The sequence below is a fragment of the Sphingobium sp. B7D2B genome (genome assembly GCF_025961895.1).
In the GTDB taxonomy this organism is placed as follows: domain Bacteria; phylum Pseudomonadota; class Alphaproteobacteria; order Sphingomonadales; family Sphingomonadaceae; genus Sphingobium.
Window position 1 is genome coordinate 2,992,495 of record NZ_JAOQOM010000001.1, and the last position, 17,168, is coordinate 3,009,662.

15 protein-coding genes are annotated in these 17,168 nt (G+C 63.4%); 6 read left to right on the forward strand and 9 right to left on the reverse strand.

Annotated elements, in window-relative coordinates:
• Window positions 1–120: 120 nt before the first annotated feature.
• The 4 genes from M2341_RS13830 to M2341_RS13845 form a co-directional block, all read right to left on the reverse strand.
• On the reverse strand, window positions 121–711 hold the full coding sequence (locus tag M2341_RS13830) for a nuclear transport factor 2 family protein (RefSeq protein WP_264585623.1): 591 nt from the start codon (window positions 709–711) through the stop codon (window positions 121–123).
• A gap of 44 nt (window positions 712–755) precedes the next feature.
• Complete coding sequence (locus tag M2341_RS13835) at window positions 756–2,243, reverse strand: carotenoid oxygenase family protein (protein ID WP_264585624.1); 1,488 nt, start codon at window positions 2,241–2,243, stop codon at window positions 756–758.
• Between the two features lie 44 nt (window positions 2,244–2,287).
• Window positions 2,288–2,602, reverse strand: a complete 315-nt coding sequence (locus M2341_RS13840; protein WP_264585625.1) for a hypothetical protein — start codon at window positions 2,600–2,602, stop codon at window positions 2,288–2,290.
• A gap of 140 nt (window positions 2,603–2,742) precedes the next feature.
• The gene (locus tag M2341_RS13845) at window positions 2,743–3,207 is read right to left on the reverse strand and encodes a MarR family winged helix-turn-helix transcriptional regulator (protein ID WP_264585626.1); all 465 of its coding nucleotides are present in this window, start codon (window positions 3,205–3,207) and stop codon (window positions 2,743–2,745) included.
• A gap of 260 nt (window positions 3,208–3,467) precedes the next feature.
• Here M2341_RS13845 and M2341_RS13850 point away from each other — a divergent pair, with 260 nt between their 5' ends.
• On the forward strand, window positions 3,468–5,024 hold the full coding sequence (locus M2341_RS13850) for a carboxylesterase/lipase family protein (RefSeq protein ID WP_264585627.1): 1,557 nt from the start codon (window positions 3,468–3,470) through the stop codon (window positions 5,022–5,024).
• A 123-nt stretch (window positions 5,025–5,147) separates the two neighbouring features.
• On the opposite strand, the gene M2341_RS13855 is transcribed toward M2341_RS13850, so the two are convergent.
• Together M2341_RS13855 and M2341_RS13860 are read right to left on the reverse strand one after the other, a co-directional pair.
• Window positions 5,148–6,065, reverse strand: coding sequence for a hypothetical protein (locus tag M2341_RS13855; RefSeq protein ID WP_264585628.1), 918 nt, complete (start codon window positions 6,063–6,065; stop codon window positions 5,148–5,150).
• A gap of 37 nt (window positions 6,066–6,102) precedes the next feature.
• A complete protein-coding gene (locus M2341_RS13860) occupies window positions 6,103–7,107 on the reverse strand; it encodes a helix-turn-helix domain-containing protein (protein WP_264585629.1) in 1,005 nt (334 codons plus the stop codon).
• A gap of 334 nt (window positions 7,108–7,441) precedes the next feature.
• On the opposite strand from M2341_RS13860, the gene M2341_RS13865 reads away from it, so the two are divergent.
• From M2341_RS13865 to M2341_RS13885, 5 genes are all read left to right on the forward strand, one after another.
• On the forward strand, window positions 7,442–10,045 hold the full coding sequence (locus M2341_RS13865) for a TonB-dependent receptor (RefSeq protein WP_264585630.1): 2,604 nt from the start codon (window positions 7,442–7,444) through the stop codon (window positions 10,043–10,045).
• 235 nt (window positions 10,046–10,280) lie between these two features.
• Window positions 10,281–11,735: a cytochrome ubiquinol oxidase subunit I gene (locus M2341_RS13870; protein ID WP_264579629.1), complete on the forward strand. Its 1,455-nt coding sequence runs from the start codon at window positions 10,281–10,283 to the stop codon at window positions 11,733–11,735.
• Window positions 11,732–12,730 (forward strand): cytochrome d ubiquinol oxidase subunit II, encoded by a 999-nt coding sequence (gene cydB / locus M2341_RS13875; RefSeq protein ID WP_181560456.1) that lies wholly within the window; start codon window positions 11,732–11,734, stop codon window positions 12,728–12,730. Before M2341_RS13870 ends, cydB begins: the two co-directional genes overlap by 4 nt.
• Window positions 12,727–12,849 carry a DUF2474 domain-containing protein gene (locus M2341_RS13880; RefSeq protein ID WP_264585631.1) on the forward strand — a complete coding sequence of 41 codons (123 nt, stop codon included), beginning with the start codon at window positions 12,727–12,729 and terminating at the stop codon, window positions 12,847–12,849. The genes cydB and M2341_RS13880 overlap by 4 nt, the downstream gene beginning before the upstream one ends.
• A gap of 101 nt (window positions 12,850–12,950) precedes the next feature.
• Window positions 12,951–13,370: a hypothetical protein gene (locus M2341_RS13885; RefSeq protein WP_181560458.1), complete on the forward strand. Its 420-nt coding sequence runs from the start codon at window positions 12,951–12,953 to the stop codon at window positions 13,368–13,370.
• A 173-nt stretch (window positions 13,371–13,543) separates the two neighbouring features.
• Here the strand turns inward: M2341_RS13885 and M2341_RS13890 are convergent, their stop codons facing one another.
• The 3 genes from M2341_RS13890 to M2341_RS13900 form a co-directional block, all read right to left on the reverse strand.
• Window positions 13,544–14,131, reverse strand: coding sequence for an urea carboxylase-associated family protein (locus M2341_RS13890; protein WP_264585632.1), 588 nt, complete (start codon window positions 14,129–14,131; stop codon window positions 13,544–13,546).
• A complete protein-coding gene (gene gntA, locus M2341_RS13895) occupies window positions 14,131–14,814 on the reverse strand; it encodes a guanitoxin biosynthesis heme-dependent pre-guanitoxin N-hydroxylase GntA (RefSeq protein ID WP_181560460.1) in 684 nt (227 codons plus the stop codon). Before gntA ends, M2341_RS13890 begins: the two co-directional genes overlap by 1 nt.
• A gap of 119 nt (window positions 14,815–14,933) precedes the next feature.
• Window positions 14,934–17,027, reverse strand: a complete 2,094-nt coding sequence (locus tag M2341_RS13900) for a M3 family metallopeptidase (protein ID WP_264585633.1) — start codon at window positions 17,025–17,027, stop codon at window positions 14,934–14,936.
• Window positions 17,028–17,168: the final 141 nt, after the last annotated feature.

A 17,168-nucleotide genomic window follows, 5' to 3' on the forward strand; every position in this document is an offset into this window, starting at 1 on the left:
GGATCAGGCGGGTGTGGCTGGACGGGCAAACCGTCCAGCCGCCCGTGCCAGACGCGCCCGAGGCACGCAAGGCCAGCGATTGCTGCCCTTGCGGGCACCGCGCACGCTCAGCACAGCCGGTCAGTCCGCCTGACGCGGGTCCTTCTCGCCCAGCTCGGGGTAGAACAATGCCCGATTGTGGCGGGATTCGTTGAACACCGCGCGCTTGGAAAACAGCCATTTGCCGTCTTCCTTCACATAATCCTCGATGACATGGCCGAAATAGAGCACCTGCACATCCGTCTGCGGCGTGTTGTTGGTCAGCGCGAACCAGTAGACCCGGCCCGACGCGGTCTTGCCGTCCGGGTTCACCGTGATGTCGTGGTTGAGCACATAATGGCGCGTGCGCGGCTGCGAACCGGCGTCCGCCGGAATCGTCGCCTTTTTCGCGATCTGGCCGCGCCACTCCTCGATGGCCTTGCGGATCGCTTCGCGCCCATGTTCCACCCCGCCGATCCAGTCCAGCACGCCGTCACTGGCGAAGCTCTCGGCATAGGTCTCGGCATCCCGCGCGTCGGACGCGATCATGAGCCGGTTCGACAGGTTGACGATCTCGGCGCGCGCGACCGCATAGTCCTCCGCCGAAAGGCTCTGAGCCTGGGCATTACCGGTCATGGCCAGCCCCATCGCTACGGCCGTCAAAGCCAGGCACCGCAGTCTCGTCATGGCCATATCTCTCTCCTCCTGTTTTTGCAGCCTCAAGGGCCTCGGTCTCATCACGCATCGATGCCTCCTGCTTTTGGAAAGGGCGCCAGTTCGTCCGGCCGCACCCAGATGCCGTGGACTTGCGGACCTGCGCGGAACGGCAGGATCACGCGGGCGATTTCGCCCTCCTCCAGCCGCTGCGCATCGGCAATGATCAGCTCGGAGCGCATCTCCGCATAATTGGAAGCCGTGCCAATCAGATAGCCATCGCCCTCCGGCGCGTCGGCATTGCGAGGAATGAAGCAGCACTCCTGCAGGCTGTGCGTATCCCCCGGGAAATAGCGATCGACCTTGTTCGTATGCAGGTCAAACCGGGCATAGCTGTTCGTCACGCGCCCGCGCAGATTGCCCGCCCGCGCCTCGTCGAACGGCCGGGTCGGATCGGTGAAGCCCGTGAAGCAGTAGCGGTTCTCCTGCGTCAGATAACGCGGATCGATCCGCCCCAGATCGCCGATGGGCAGCGGGAACAGGATCTCCTCCTCCCAGCTATCCTTCCTGGAATTCAGGTCGAACGTCAGGCGGCGGACATAGGCCTTGGCCCGCGTCGGGTCCCAGGGGGAGCCATCGACATTGGGGAAGAAGGGGAAGAAATTGGAATCGTAGAAGGGGGCGTAGAGCACGACCTTGTTGCCGATGGTCTGCGCGTTGAACGTGTGCATCATGCACCGTTCCGGGCCTTTGAACCAGCGGATGTCCTTGCCCTCGCCGTCGCGCGGCATGATGCCGATGTAGCTGTCCTTGCTGCGGTCCCACCCCCAGTGAACCTTACCTTCGCGCAAGCGCTCCATGCTGGTGACATAACCACCGAACGGGAAGAGGATGTGCTTCTCGGTCAAGGCAATGTCATGCATCACCGAGACATAGGGCACCTCGAAACGGGTCTCGCGCGTCACCCGGCCCGCCTTGTCCATCGCATAGACGAACACGTCCTTGGAGGCCGGCCCCGTCGCCTCATAACCATAAGCGATCATCTCGCCGGTGAACGGGTCGATCTTCGGGTGCGCCGTGAAGGTCTGGCTCTTATACTTGCCGTCGAAATCCCACGCGCCGATCGTGTCCAGCGTCACCGGATCGATCTGCTGCGGCAGCGAATCCTCCTTGAGCGTGAACAACTTTCCGCCATGGACCAGCGGCGTGGTGTTGGACACGGTGCCGTCGATGCCCTGCACGCTGGGATCGTCGGTAAAGCGATTGCGATAATAGCCAAAGAGCTGCCTTCCCGCCTTGAGATTGGCCTGGAAGCGCGGCGTGCGGACGAACTTGCCCTTGTAGGAGACGCGCCCATCCTTGAACCGGAAGGTGCTGACATAACCGTCGGTATGCAGCATCGCATCGTCCGGTTTGCTCGGCGGATAATACCATTCGCCGCCCAGGCGCACGAAGGTGCCGACCAGATCGGCGGGCAATGTGCCCTGCACTTCGCACTCGAGAATCTCGGCATCATAGCGCTGCGGGGAAAAGAAGCCGCGCTTGGCCGGATCAGAAGAAAAATCGACCACTTGAACCTCCGGTCAAGGGCTGCCGCACATCTCGGCAGACCCGTTCAGACATAACAATTCACTCTGCGCAGCATCTCGTCGGACAGCGGCTCCAGGCCCTCGCCGCTGCGACACCCGCGCGGCGGATGCCAGGGCGCGGCGCGGCCAGTGCGGTCGAGCCACGGTTCGTTGGAATGGAAGGACAGCACGGCATCCATCCGGGTGGGTCCAGCCGCACGCCCCAGCACGGCGGAGCCGCCCGCGCCGATCAGCAAGGCGCCCACGCACGCCCCGCGCAACATCTGGCGGCGGCTGGCCAGAAGCCCCAGTTCATGCGCCAACCGGGGACGATGCTCCCGATTGTCCGACTCCACCGACACGTGCTGCTCTCCTGCAATTGCACATGATCGTTAGAAGGGCCGGCCCCGCGGGGCTTTACTGGCGACGCATCGTGCTTTGCATTGCCGGGAACAAGCCGCCGGTGGGCAAACCGCCTTGCGCCACGTCCGGCAGCGGGCGGTCAGCCGAACCGGCGCAAGAGCTCGCAAAGCTGGGCGATCCGCTCCTGCCCGATGCGCGCATCGAAATGCGCCTCATAGGCATCGTGGCAACGCCGCAGCTCGGCCAGGAAATCCGTACCCGCCGCCGTCATCCGCAGCAGGCGCACGCGACGATCCGCCTCGCACACCTCCCGCGCCACGAAGCCGCGCTTGACCAGATCGTCGAGAAGGCGCGTCATATTGTTGGAGGTGATGCCCATGATCTCAGAGAGGTCGCCGGGCGCGCAACCGGGGTTGCTGTGGATCAGCAGGAGAACGGAATAGGCGCTCGGCGTCATGTCCGTGCCGGCGAAGAAGCGGTTGAACGTCGTCGAGGCATCGCGCCAGGCCGCATGGAGCAAAAAGCCGAAGGTGTGCTCCAGCCCGGCCAACTGGAAGCCCCTCTCTTTCAGTTGCTCTGTTCGTTCCACCGCCGCCTCGCTCATGTCCGCTCCAGCCTTGGCGCGGGCGATGCGCCCTGTCGACCCTCATGCGCGCGCGGGGGCGATCTTCGAGCGCCCAGTTCACCGGCAGACGAACAAGAGTTCCCTGTCCGCAAATTGCGAGAGGGCCGGACTTCCTAGAATGAGGCGAACCAGAGGAGCCTGCCATGCCCGCTCACCCCGGCGTCAGCAGACGAACGGCATTGAAAGCCGTCTTTGCTGCGACGACCGCTCCCGCCATCATTCTGCCAAGGGCTTTTGCGATGACATCATCCGAACCGATTGCCGACACGCAATATGGGCGCCTGCGCGGCAGCCTCGAAGGCGATGTGATGGCGTTTTGCGGCATTCGCTATGCGCGGGCCGAGCGCTTCCGCCCGCCCGTCGCGCCGGAGGCCTGGACAGGCATTGCCGATGCGCTTGCGTTCGGGGCCAGCGCGCCGCAATCCAACCCCAATCCGCCGCCCGGCCCGCCCTATGTCATCCTTGCGCAACTGCCGCGCCCGGCCAATGCGCCACCCCTACCCCCGCCGCTCCCGGAATCGGAGGACTGCCTGTTCCTGAACATCTGGACCAGCGGCCTGCGCGATGGCCGCAAGCGGCCGGTGATGGTCTCCCTGCATGGCGGCTTCTTCTATGGCGGCTCAGGCTCGGCGGTGGACGGCAGCAAGCTCGCTGCGCGCGGCGATGTCGTATTCGTCAGCCTCAACCATCGCCTCAATGCCTTTGGCTACACCCACCTCGCCGGCCTGACGGAGGCCGACGAATTCGCGCATGCCGGCAATGCGGGAATGCAGGACATCATCGCCGCGCTCGGCTGGATCCGCGACAATATCGAGAATTTCGGCGGCGATCCGGCGCGCATCATGGTGTTCGGCACCTCCGGCGGCGGAATGAAGACCAGCTTCCTGATGAGCAGTCCTGCCGCGCAGGGCCTCATCCACCGTGCCGGCGTGCAGAGCGGCCCGGCGTTGCGCTTCATGGAGCGGGAGGATGCGGCGGCCGCGACCGACCGGCTGCTGCACCGGCTGAACATCGCACGCAGCGATTGGCGGAGCCTGCTCACCCTGCCCATGCCGACCCTGCTTGCGGGCTATCATGCGGTCGCGGATGAGCTGAAGCCGCGCAACTTCACGCATCTGCCCTGTTTCGCGCCAGTGCTCGATCCCCTGTTGCTTCCACAACACCCCTTCTCGCCCCGCGCGGCGCCGCTTACCAACGCCATCCCCATGCTCATCGGCTGCAATGCGCAGGAAATGAGCTTCTTCTGGGGCAACGATCCCGGCGCCTTTGCGCTGGACGAGGCCGGCCTTGAGACGCGCTCCCAGGCGTTTCTCGGCGACCGCACCGGCACCGTCCTAAGCCGCTACCGGCAGGCCTATCCCGATGCCACGCCGAGCCGGCTCTTCCTCCAGTTGTTCAGCGACTATTCCATCCAGGCACCGATCATCGCGCAGGCCGAGCGCAAGGAAGGCGCGCCCGCCTTCATGTACCGGCTCGATTATCAGAGCCCCGCGCTCGACGGGAAGCTGGGCGCCCTCCACACCATGGAGACGCCGTTCATCCTCAACACGCCGCAGTCCGCCCGCGCCCTGCTGGGCGAGGGCGACGCCCCGGCCATGCTCGCGGCCAAGATGAGCAGCGCCTGGGTCGCCTTCGCCACCAATGGCGATCCCAATGATCAGGCGAGCGGATTGCCACACTGGCCGGCCTATGAGCGGAACGACCGCGCGACGATGCTGTTCGACCAGTCCTGCCGCGTGGAGCCCGACGCAGGCGGGCTCGCGCGCGAGATCATGGGCGATCTGGTGGAAGGCTAGGCGCGCGGGGACCGCAAGGACATTCCCTCCGTTCGTCCTGAGTAGCCGCTGAGCTTGTCGAAGCGGCGTATCGAAGGGTCGGCCCTTCGAAATGCCGCTTCGATACGCCTCTTCGGTCCGCGCCTACTTCCCGTTGCCCGGCCCCCAGGGCGACGTCGCATTATAGGGCGCCGTGATGAACGTGGCTTCCACCCCGGTAATCATGCCGCCCTGGATCTTGAACATTTCCAGCAGCGCCCAGCTATGCGGCTCACGGAAGATGGATCGACGCGGCGTGCCGTCGGTCAGGGTGTAATCGGCCAGAACGCCCTTGTGATCGATAAAGCCGCGGAACAAGGAAATGCCCCGCTCCTCATCGACGAGGATCGGTACCCGCCTGACCTTATTGTTGAAGGCATAGCGACCGAGCCGGAAATCCTTCTCGATATCGCCGAAGATCATGCCGTTTTCGTAGCGGATCGCATCGGGCGCAAAGCGCGTGTTACGGATTTCGCCGATGTTATTCTCCAGCGTCTGGAAGTAGCCATCGCCCAGGCTCAGCAATTCCTCACGGCTATTGCGGCGCGCCTGAGGCACTGGTGCGGCCCGGTCGGCGGGGCGCACGAAATCCTTGGGTTCTGCAAACGGCGTCGGCGGCGAACTCAGGTTGCGCCTGGTCGAGAGCATATGCTCGACCTCGGTAATCTTCCGGTTCTCGATCTTCAGCCGCACGGCGAGATAGCCTGGAATCTCGCTCTGGTTGATAGCCATGAACGCGGCGGCCTGCCCGGTCTGCGGGTCGGAGAGCGTCAGCGCCGTACCGACTTCCTCCGTCACAGTATCCCAACTCGCATCGGGAAACGCCATCTCGATATTGTTTTCCGTAAAGCGCACATGATCGGCAAAGGGCGCAGCCGAGACATCATGGGCGAGATAGGCCGCCCGATATTGCCCCATAATCTCTTCCAGGCAGGCTTTGTCGCAGCCAGCCTCGGCCTGCACGGCGCCACTCGACATCGCCATCATCATCAACGCTCCCACACGCGCCAGAACCAACCGCATCACACCCTCCACTCGATCGGCTGTCAGCCTAGCATCATCACGCCCCCGCGCTTGTCGGGGCGGACATGCGCGTTTTGTCCGTGCGTGAACCGGCATCCAGCATCTGCGCGCGGTACGCCTTGGGGGCGGTGCCGAATTTTTCCCGGAAGGCGCGGCTGAAATGCGCGGAACTGCTAAAGCCGTTCTCGAAGGCGATCTGCGTCAGCGTCGTCTGCGCCGCTTTGGGCGACGCCAGCGCGGCGCGGCAGCTTTCAAGCCGCGTTCCCCAGATATACTCGCTGATCGTCTCGTCACCGTTGAAGACCTTGTGCACATAGCGCTTCGAGCACTTCATCGCCTGGGCGATCATATCCACGGATAGAGCGGGATTGCCGACGTTCCGCCGCACAAAAGCACGGATGCGATCCTGGGTGAGTTCGCGCATCGGCGCCACGTCGCTACCCAGCCGCTGCTCGTGCAGCAGCATGCGCATGAAATCGATCATCGTCTCGCCAAGATCGGCATCGAGCCGGTCGTCCGTCTCGGCGGTGGTGGTAATCGCGCTATGCAGGCAGGCTTGCAGCATCCGTGCGATACCGCCGCCGACCTGCAGCGCACCGGGCAGCCGGGCGATTGCGTCCTGCTCGTGGCGCGCCAGCCGGCCGAGCGGTAGTTGCAACGCCAGCTTGCGCGAGGCTTCCAGATGCGTCGCCACATAGGGATATCGCCCGTCGCTCACAGACCATTGCCCGGCCCGCACGATATGCTCGCCATGGCGGGTCGAGACGATTGTCGAGCCGCGGTGCTGAAACCAGATGCGGACATGCGGATCGGCTTCGCCTGCGGCAATCAGGCGCCGCGTCCACGCCGCGCGATGCGGGGATGTGTCGAGCCGAAAGACCTTGGCATCGCCGAGCGCCCGCCGGACGACGACGCCCTGAAAAACGTGGTCCTCGATCCGGTCGGCTTCTACCCCGCCGATAGCCGCGGCGCCGGCATTCCAGAACCCCAGCCGGTCGCGGTCTGGGATGTCCTCAGTCGAGACTCTGCGCGCTGCGCCCACTGCCCTCTCCCGTCCTCATGTCCGGGGCCGATCGCATCCCTCTTAGGACCGGCCGCCCGCATTATCTCTTTGCGAGAGATTGTTTCGTGAGACCGCTTCCAAGTCAAGCCGCTTACAGTGCAGCCACTGTTGCGCCCGTGCATCATGAAACAAGTCCGGGTGCACCATTGGAGAAGGCAAAGGCCTTTGCCTGCCGTAATTTGGCGGCGGTCTGCCCGATCAGGGTCCCTCGACCGGTCGGAAGAAAGAAACGGCCAGTCCCGATTTTGCGCTTCGCATCCTTAGATATCCCAATTATAGTAGGACAAAATAAATTACACACAGGGGAGATGTCATGAGAAAGTTCCGTTTTGCGCTCTTGTCGTCCGCGATCGCGCTGATCTCGTCGACCAATGCTTTTGCTCAGGATGCCGCGCCGCAGGCCGGCAATACGCAGGCCGCGAGTGACGGCGACATCATCGTCACCGCACAGTTTCGCGAGCAAAATCTGCAGGATACGCCTATCGCCATCACCGCGGTGAATTCGGCGATGCTGGAGGCACGCAGCCAGACCGATATCAGCCAGGTCGCCAACCAGGCCCCCTCTGTGACACTGAAGCCACAGGGCGCTGCCTTCGGCCCATCGCTCGGCGCTAATATCCGCGGCGTCGGACAATTCGATTTCAACCCGGCGGTCGAACCGGGCGTCGGCTTCTATGTGGACGACGTCTATTACGCCACGCTCACCGGCTCGATCCTCGACCTGCTCGACCTTGATCGCGTGGAAGTGCTGCGCGGCCCACAGGGCACGCTGGCCGGCCGTAACTCCATCGGCGGCGCGGTGAAGCTCTATTCGCAGAAGCCGGAAGGCACGAACACCGGCTATGTCGCCGCAGCCTATGGCAGCCGCAACCGCATCGATCTGCGCGGCAGTGCCGACTTCAATCTGGCACAGGGCATTGACATGCGCATTGCCGGCGTCGCCAAGAAGCAGGAAGGCTATGTCGATCGGCTCGACTTTGGCTGTATGTATCCTGCTGGCGGCACCGCGACCTTTACGCCTGCCTTCGCCACCGCAGCCAATCCGACCCGCGCTCCGCAGCTGATCAATCCCGTCGGCGGTGTGCCCGCGCGCACCAATCGTCCGGACTGCGTGCTCGCCAAGGAAGGCGAGGTCAACTACATCGCAGCCCGCGCGCAGCTGCGCCTGCGCCCCAGCGACACGATCGATATCAATATCATCGGCGACTACACCGATGACGATCGCGTCGCGGCCGGCTCGGTGCTGCTGCTGCGCACTTATCCGGATGGCACGGTGGCCTCGCCGCGCTACCCGCTGCCGCTGACCCCGGCGCCCGGCTCCTCACCGGCGCAGAACTATGCGACGGCCTCGGCGCAGCGGGACATCAACCCGTTCCCGATCGGTAATACCGCCAATGCCAACCAGTTGGCCTATGACAACCGCTTCATCTGCGGCAATTACTGCAACTTCGCGACCTATGACATGCCGGCGGACACGGCGATCGGTCAGAACGGCCAGCCGATCCTCGTCGGGGGTCAGCCGCTCACCTATCGCGCCGCCTCTGGCGACGGACGCGTGCGTTTCAAGGGTTGGGGTCTCTCCGGACAGATCGACTGGGAAATCTCGCCGAATTTCCAGCTTAATTCGATCACCGCCTATCGCGAGTACACGTCCAACTTCTCCAACGACAACGACGTGTCGCCGATGGCCCACAGCCTCGGCTATGGTCCGCTGACCTTCCGCTTCTTCAGCCAGGAACTGCGCCTGAACGGAAAGGTCAACGACCAGATCAACTTCACCTTGGGCGGCTATTACAGCGACCAGAAGTCGGTCTACACATCCTTCCAGGACCTGCGCTCCTCGGGCCTGCAGTTCCAGCAGAGCGATCCGGTAGATGCAGACAGCAAGGCTGTGTTTGCTCACCTATCGTGGAACCCGGTCGAACAGCTGACCCTGACAGGCGGCATTCGCTACACCGAGGAGTCCAAGACCTACACCTATGTCCGCCAGCGGCCTTATCTGGATGCGACCTCGCTTGCGGCGAACGGCGTGTTGCCGCTGAACGGCACCGTGGGCAAGTATAGCGGAAATCGCGTCGACTATCGCGCCAACGTGCAATATGCCTTTACGCCGGACATCATGGCCTATGCCCAGTTTTCCACCGGGTTCAAAGGGGGCGGCGTGAATCCCCGTCCGTTCTTCGTCCAGCAGGCCCTCTCCTTCGGGCCGGAAACGCTGAGCGCGTACGAGCTTGGGTTCAAGACCGATCTTTTCGATCGCATGGTACGCTTCAACGTCGCGGCTTTCCTTAGCAAGTATAAGGGTATCCAGCTTACCCTCAGCAATTGCACGGCGATCACCGGCGCTGGCTTCGGTGCGCCTTGCGCGCTTCCCGTCAACGCCGGCGATGCCGACATCAAGGGCTTGGAAGCGGAGATCACCATCCGCCCGGTCGAAGGCATGACGCTTGATGGATCGCTGAGCTACATCGACTTCGACTACAAGAAGTTCGGGACCTACACGTCCGGCACCTCCACGGTGGCCGTCGGTGGGCCGACCAACCTCAACGGCCCGCAGTTTGGCGATTATGCGCCTTACACGCCCAAGTGGAAGTGGAGCATCGGCGCGCAGTATCGCATTGATCTGGGTAATTCTGGTTCGCTGACGCCGCGCATCGACGCCTCGTATCAGAGCAAGGTCTATACGGTTTCTGCCAACCGCTCGAGTAACCGCATCGACGCCTATGGCGTGGCAAACGCTCGTCTGACCTGGCGTAATGCGGATGAGGATCTCGATGTCTCGCTCGAAGTGACCAACCTGCTCGACGAATATTATCTGCTGACCATCTATGACCAGACGGTCGGTGGCCAAGGCTACTCCAACGGCCAGCCCGGTCGTCCGCGCGAATGGGCTGTGAGCGTGAAGAAGAAGTTCTGATCTTTCTCACTACGATTTAAACGGAGGCCGCGGCCAGCTCATGCTGGTCGCGGCCTTCTTCATTCCTGAGCGCTGTGTCACCCGGCCCAAGATTCCAGAACAAAAACTGTGGCTTCCGGGCAACGCTGCCGGAGAGTTCCGAGCAACCCTTCAATCTCCAGCGTCAGACTGGTAGGACCGGCCCATCGACGCGCCACGAGCCGTCGACCATGGGAACCATATAGGGACCAGTGCTATGTTCGCGGAGGCCGACGCTCTCCTGCTGGCGCGTATCCAGTTCGCTTTCACGGTGAGCTTTCACTTCATCTTCCCGGCCTTCTCGATCGGCCTGGCCAGCTATCTCGCCGTTCTCGAAGGGCTGTGGCTCAAGACCGGCAAGTCGGTCTACATCGACCTGTTCCGCTACTGGCTGAAGATCTTCGCCATCGTCTTTGCGATGGGCGTCGTCTCGGGCATTGTCATGTCCTACCAGTTCGGCACCAACTGGTCGGTCTTCTCGGATGTCGCCGGGCCGGTCATCGGGCCGCTCATGGCCTATGAAGTCCTCACCGCCTTCTTTCTGGAAGCAGGCTTCCTCGGCGTCATGCTGTTCGGCATGAACCGCGTCGGCAAGAAGCTGCATTTCTTCGCGACGTTGATGGTCGCCATCGGCACCTTCGTCTCGGCCTTCTGGATTCTCTCGGTCAACAGCTGGATGCAGACGCCGCAGGGCCACATCATGGGCGCGAACGGCCAGTTCCTGCCGGGTGACAGCTGGCTGCCGATCATCTTCAATCCCAGCTTCCCCTATCGCCTCGTCCACACCGTCACGGCTGCCTATCTCACCACGGCGCTGGTCGTCGGCGCGGTCGGCGCCTGGCATCTGCTGCGCGATCGCGCCAACGCCCATGCGCGCAAGATGTTCTCCATGGCCATGTGGATGATCGCGCTGGTCGCGCCCATCCAGATTTTCGTCGGCGACATGCACGGGCTGAACAGCTGGGAGCATCAGCGTCCCAAGGTGCTCGCCATGGAGGGCCATTATGAGAGCTATCCGGATGGCGCGCCGTTCATTCTCTTCGGCGTGCCGAACGCCAAGGAAGAGCGGGTCGATTATGCCGTGAAACTTCCCGGCATGACCTCCCTCATCCTGGAACACGACATCCACGCCCCGATCGAGGGCCTCAAGACCATTCCCGTTGACGAGCGCCCGCCGGTCGGCGTCGTTTTCTGGTCCTTCCGCATCATGGTGGGGCTGGGCATGCTCATGCTCGCGCTGGGCATGACCAGCCTGTTGGCGCGGTGGCGCAAGGGCCTGTACGACTGGTCGCTGCTCCACCGCTTCGCGCTGGTCATGGGGCCGGCGGGCTTCGTCGCCGTCATCGCCGGCTGGGTGACGACCGAAGTCGGCCGCCAGCCTTATGTGATCTATGGCCTGCTCCGCACTGCCGATGCGGCCTCGCCGCTCGCCGCGCCGGCCGTCGCCGCCTCGCTGCTGGCCTTCGTCGTCATTTACTTCGCGGTGTTCGGCGCGGGCACCTGGTATATTCTGCGCCTCATGAACATGCCGCCGCACCCCGGCGAGACGGGCGTGGAGGAGACCGAACGCGGTCCGATCCGGACCGCCGGCATCACACCTGGTCCTGCACAAGGCGACCCCAGGTCGACGTCACCAGTTCAGCCGACAGTACAGGGGAGGGCCGACTCATGATCGATCTCACGGTCATCTGGGCATTCATCATCGCCTTTGCCGTCTTCGCTTATGTGGTGATGGACGGGTTCGATCTGGGGATCGGCATCCTGTTCCCCACCATCACGGTCGGCCACGGGCGCAATCGCGCGATGAATTCGGTCGCGCCGGTGTGGGATGGCAACGAGACCTGGCTGGTGCTCGGCGGCGGCGGCCTGATGGCCGCCTTCCCGTTGGCTTATGCGATCATTCTGCCGGCCACCTACCCGCTGGTCATCGCCATGCTGCTGGGGCTCGTCTTTCGCGGCGTCGCCTTCGAGTTCCGCTGGCGCGATCCGGGCCACCGCGCCTTGTGGGACATGTGCTTCTTCGGCGGCTCGGTGGTCGCCGCGCTGGCGCAGGGCATGATCCTGGGCGCACTGCTGCAGGGCATCGACGTCACCGGGCGCTCCTATGATGGCAGCTGGTGGGACTGGCTGACGCCCTATACCCTGCTCACCGGCGCCGGCGTGGTCGCCGGCTATGCCCTGCTGGGCGCCTGCTGGATGATCTGGAAGCTGGAGGGCGAGGTGCAGGAGCATGCCTATCGGCTCGCCTTCAAGGCGGCGATCGCCACGCTGCTGCTCATGGGTGCGGTGAGCGCCTATAATCTGCTGCTGCTGTCCGATTATCGCGCCCGCTGGCTGGAAATGCCGAACATCCTGTTCGCCAGCCAGGTGCCGCTCCTCACCGCCATCGTCGCCGGCGCGCTGTTCTACGCGCTCAAGACCCGGCGCGAACTGATGCCCTTCCTGCTGGCGCTGGCCCTGTTCTTCCTCGGCATGGCCGGTCTTGGCGTCACCATCTGGCCCTATGTCGTGCCGGATCAGATCACCATCTGGGATGCGGCCGCGCCTGAAAAGAGCCAGATCTTCATGCTGGTCGGCGTCGCGATCACCCTCCCCCTCATCCTCGCTTATACCGGCTGGTCCTATTGGGTCTTCCGGGGCAAGGTTGGCCATGAGGGCTATCATTGACCCGCGCGCCGCAAGAGGCACCGCTGTGGCAGCGCCTCGGCTGGATGGCGTTCATCTGGCTGGCGAGCGTGTGCGTGCTCGGCGTCGTGGCCTGGATTCTGCGCCTCTGGATCGCCTGACACGCCGCCACGCCTAACCAGCCGGCATGATAATAATCAGCCGGCGCGCCGGGGGCCAATCCGCCTCTCGCTCATTGTGCTCCTGCAACAGGAGCACCGCCATGACTGCCAACCCCTTTTCGATGTGGTTCGATTTCGCGCAGACCTGCATTCGGGCGACCGAAACGATGGTGAGCACGCACAATGTCCTGCTCGCCCGCACGCCGATCATCATGGCGGCATGGCAGTCCCCCTTCACCGCCGATGGCCGGGAGCTCAGCCTGATGGTGACGGAAAAGACCGACGCCTTCGGCAAGGCGGCCCGCGCGCAGGATCGCGGCGCCCGCCGCTTGCGCCAGACCGGCGCGGCCAACGCCCGCGACATGCAGCGCCTCGCCTCGGGCCAGCCCTTTTGGCCCCACGACTGGATGCGGCTGATGGAGCGCAATGTGGCGACGACCGTCGCCATGATGGCCTTGCCGGGCAAGATGCTGGCGCCTTATCACAGCGCCGTGACGGCTAACGACCGTCGTTTGCGCTAAGCGCTTATCGAGGCAGAGATCGTCGGGGGCAACCTGAGCCCCTCCTCTTCAGAGGGGGGGGTTGGGGTGGTGCAACAACCCCGCAGTCATTCACAGCCTTCGCGATGCTCGCGCATCGCCACCACACCCCCGCCCCCTCCTCTAAAGAGGAGGGGAGACCGGGTCGCAACGTCCTAAACCAGATCTTCAACCATATAATCGATCGGCCGAAAGCTCCCGCCATTGCTCGCATAAGCCGAGCAGGCCGTCAGGCCGATGATCAGATCCATCTCCGCCTTGAGGACAATCCGGTCGCCCGCCGAGCTGAGCGGCGGCAGAACGCTGATCTTGCCGTCCGCCCCCACCGGCACATTCATGAAGCAATTGAACGCAACCGGGATCATATCGGCCGTGATGCCATAAGGCGCCAACGCCGCTGCCAGATTGCCGAAACAACCCGGAACGACCGGCTTGTCCGGATAAAAATGCAGGAAGGTATCGGTGCTGCACGGCGTCAGCAGAAAATCATGGCAGCCGACCGTATCCTGCTCGATCGTCAGCAGCACATTGGACCGGTTCGACCACAGCCGGTTGCCCGTCGTCAGGCGAATGGTCTCCTCATAATCCAGCGTGCGACCATTGCTGAGCACCTCGCCGATGTCCGCGCGATTATAGGCCAGCAGGTCCGCCACCTGGCACCCTTCCGGATCGATCACGGTCAGATGCTGGCCGGCACGCAATTCGAACGCCACGCCCGAACGGGGCGGAATACGCTCTGCCATCACGCGACCTCGCGGGGGTCATGGAACGGGCATTTCCAGTCCTCGCCGACGTGCCGCCCGCTATACTGCGCGGCCTCGCTGCTCGTGCCGTGGCGTGCAAGCATCGGATTGGCCTCACCGGCAAGATCGACATCGCGGGCGATGATCGTCTCGCGGATCTTTTCGTAGCGCCCTTCCTGACGCAACTGCTCGAACTGATCGTGCAGGTTGAACACGATCACCGGCCGCTCGAAACGCCGCGCGGGGCGGCTTGCCGCCGGATGCAGGCCCACTGCGAAAAAGGCTTCCCCGCCAAAGCTCAGCGAGAAATGGGGATCGTCAGGATCGCGGCTCACCCGCTCATCATAGGGCAGGCCAAGCCATGCATCCTTGTCGGCCAGCGATTGCAGGCGGTCCCACATCGCCTGCTCATAGGCCTTCTCATCTAGCGGCGCCGCATGCGCGAAAATGATCGCGAGGCTGCGGAACAGCCCCGGATCGCTCGCATAGGATTGCGCCCAGGCCATCAATTCGCCGTGCAGGCGCAAATCGTCCCAGCCGCTGTCGATGGACCAGCCCACGAGAATGTTAAGCGTCCCGCGCGAGAGAGCCGATTTGGCCCCCACGCACGGAAAACTTCGGTCCATGATAAACGCCTCGAAAGAGGCGCGCAGCCGCGCTTCTTCCGCATGTGAAATCAGCATCCGTCCAAAATCCGCTATCTACTCAGTCTAATTCAGAAATCCTGCCCAAGGCATTCGTTCCAAATCGAGGCGGACCCTTCGCACTAACAAAAAGCAAAGCAGACGGACCTGCTGCGCGATTACTCCGCCGGAACCGGAAAGCCACGCTTGCGCAGCAGCGCATTCACATCCGGGTCGCGGCCGCGGAATGCCCGATAGGCTTCGGCCCGGTCGGTCTCGTTGCCGGTCGAGAGCAGCGCCTTGTTAAAGCGCGCGGCCAGCGCAGGGTCCCAGACATTGCCGGTCTCTTCGAAAGCGGCCCAGGTGTCCGCGTCCATCGTCTCGGACCACAAATAGCTGTAGTAGCCGGCCGAATAGGCATCGGACGAGAAGAGGTGATTGAACTGCGGCAGGCGGTGCCGCATGATCATCTCCTTGGGCATCCCGATTTCCGCCAGCGTCTCGCGCTCGAACGCGTCGATATCGGTCGGCGCGTCGGGGCGATTATGCAGCTTCATGTCGACGATGGCCGAGGAAAGATATTCGACCGTGGCAAAGCCCTGGTTGAAGGTGTCGCTGGCCTTGATCTTGTCGACCAGAGCCTTGGGGATCGGCGCGCCGGTCTGGAAATGGCGCGCATAGGTCTCGAGAATATAGGGTGTCAGCACCCAATTCTCATGAACCTGGCTCGGATATTCCACGAAGTCGCGCGGCGTCGTGCCCAGCCCCGGCCAGGTGATGTCATAGCTCAGATAATGCAGCGCGTGGCCGAACTCGTGGAACAGCGTGGTCGCATCGTCGAGGCTGATCGTCGTCGGCGCCCCGGCGCTGCCCTTGGCGAAATTGTTATTGTTGGACGCCAGCACATACTCATTGCCGTTCAGATGATCCTGCCCCTTGTAGGTGGTCATCCACGCCCCTGACCGCTTGCCGCTGCGCGCCCAGGTATCGAGGTAGAACAGCCCGACGACCTTGCCGCCGCGCGTCACCTCGAAGGTCCTCACATCGGGGTGAAAGACCGGCACCGCGCCGGTATTCTCGGTGAAGGTGAAGCCGTAGAGCCGGTTCGCCATGTCGAACATGGCGGAGACCATCTTGTCGAGCTGGAAATAGGGCTTCACCTCGTTCTGGTCGAGGTCGTACTTCGCCTTGCGGACCTTCTCGGCGTAGAAGCGGTAGTCCCATGGCTCGATGGTGATCTTCGGCCCCTGCCCAGCCTTCGCCTCGGCATCGGCGATGGCCTGCATGTCCGCCACTTCCTCGCGCACGCGGGCCACGGCTGCCGGCCACACCTTCATCATCAGGGCCATCGCCTTATCCGGCGTCTGCGCCATAGTGTCGCGCATGCGATATTCGGCATGTGTCTTGAACCCGAGCAGCTTCGCCCGCTGGGCGCGCAGCGCCACGATCCGCGCGATGGTCGCATTGGTGTCATTGGCATCGCCATTGTCGCCACGATTGGCGAACGCCTCGAACACGCTCTTGCGCAGGTCGCGCCGCGTCGAGCTTTCGAGGAAGGGCTGCACATAGGAGCGCGTGTTGACCAGCAGCCAGCCATCCACGCCCTTGTCTTGCGCCGCCGACTTCATCGTCGCCACGAAGTCCGCCGGCAGACCCGCGAGATCGGCTTGGCTGGTGAAGGTGATGAACTTCTCCTCATCGGCCAGCACCTTGTTCTGGAAGCTGCTGAACTCCTGCGCGAGCGCCGTCTCGATCCCGATCAGTTCCTTCTTCTGCGCGGCATCCAGCATGGCGCCGTTGGCGACCAGATCCTCATAAGTGCGGGTCAGCAGCCGCATCTGCTTGGCATCAAGGCCCAGCCTTTCGCGCTTGTCGTAAAGCGCCTTCACCCGCGCGAAATAGCGCGGATCGAGCGTCAGTTCGTTGAAGAAGGCGCTCAGCTTCGGGCTCCACTCACCCTGAATGCGGCGGATGTCGTCATTGGACAGATTGGAGACATACACGCCCCAGATCGGCATCACCCGGTCGGACAGCGTCTCCTTCTGAAGCGCGGTGATGGTATTGTCGAACGTCGGGGCGGCCTTACTGGCCAGCACACCCTCGAACTGCGCCTTCACCGAGGCCATCACCGCCTCGAACGCGGCAGGGAATGCCGCCGGGTCCACCTTGTCCCATGCGGGCACGCCGCCATAGGGGCCGGTCCATGGCGCGGTGATGGTCTCCGCTTTTTGGGCGGCGAGCGGCGTGGACAGCGCGAGCGCGACGGCGCTCAACGGGGCAAGAACATGCTTTGAAGGCATTTGTCGGAAAACCTCAATCCTTGGGAAAACGCGGTGTCGCGTCACATGAGGCCAAACTTATCGGCTACCCGCTTGGTTTCAACCCCTTGCGGGCGACGCGACATGCACCGTCAG

Excerpts from the sequence above, each read along its gene's own strand:
- M2341_RS13870 (WP_264579629.1), top strand. The coding sequence starts at position 10,281 with ATGTTCGCGGAGGCCGACGCTCTCCTGCTGGCGCGTATCCAGTTCGCT.
- M2341_RS13845 (WP_264585626.1), bottom strand. The coding sequence starts at position 3,207 with ATGAGCGAGGCGGCGGTGGAACGAACAGAGCAACTGAAAGAGAGGGGC.
- M2341_RS13830 (WP_264585623.1), bottom strand. The coding sequence starts at position 711 with ATGGCCATGACGAGACTGCGGTGCCTGGCTTTGACGGCCGTAGCGATG.
- M2341_RS13890 (WP_264585632.1), bottom strand. The coding sequence starts at position 14,131 with ATGGCAGAGCGTATTCCGCCCCGTTCGGGCGTGGCGTTCGAATTGCGT.
- M2341_RS13850 (WP_264585627.1), top strand. The coding sequence starts at position 3,468 with ATGACATCATCCGAACCGATTGCCGACACGCAATATGGGCGCCTGCGC.
- gntA (WP_181560460.1), bottom strand. The coding sequence starts at position 14,814 with ATGCTGATTTCACATGCGGAAGAAGCGCGGCTGCGCGCCTCTTTCGAG.
- cydB (WP_181560456.1), top strand. The coding sequence starts at position 11,732 with ATGATCGATCTCACGGTCATCTGGGCATTCATCATCGCCTTTGCCGTC.
- M2341_RS13865 (WP_264585630.1), top strand. The coding sequence starts at position 7,442 with ATGAGAAAGTTCCGTTTTGCGCTCTTGTCGTCCGCGATCGCGCTGATC.
- M2341_RS13855 (WP_264585628.1), bottom strand. The coding sequence starts at position 6,065 with ATGCGGTTGGTTCTGGCGCGTGTGGGAGCGTTGATGATGATGGCGATG.
- M2341_RS13885 (WP_181560458.1), top strand. The coding sequence starts at position 12,951 with ATGACTGCCAACCCCTTTTCGATGTGGTTCGATTTCGCGCAGACCTGC.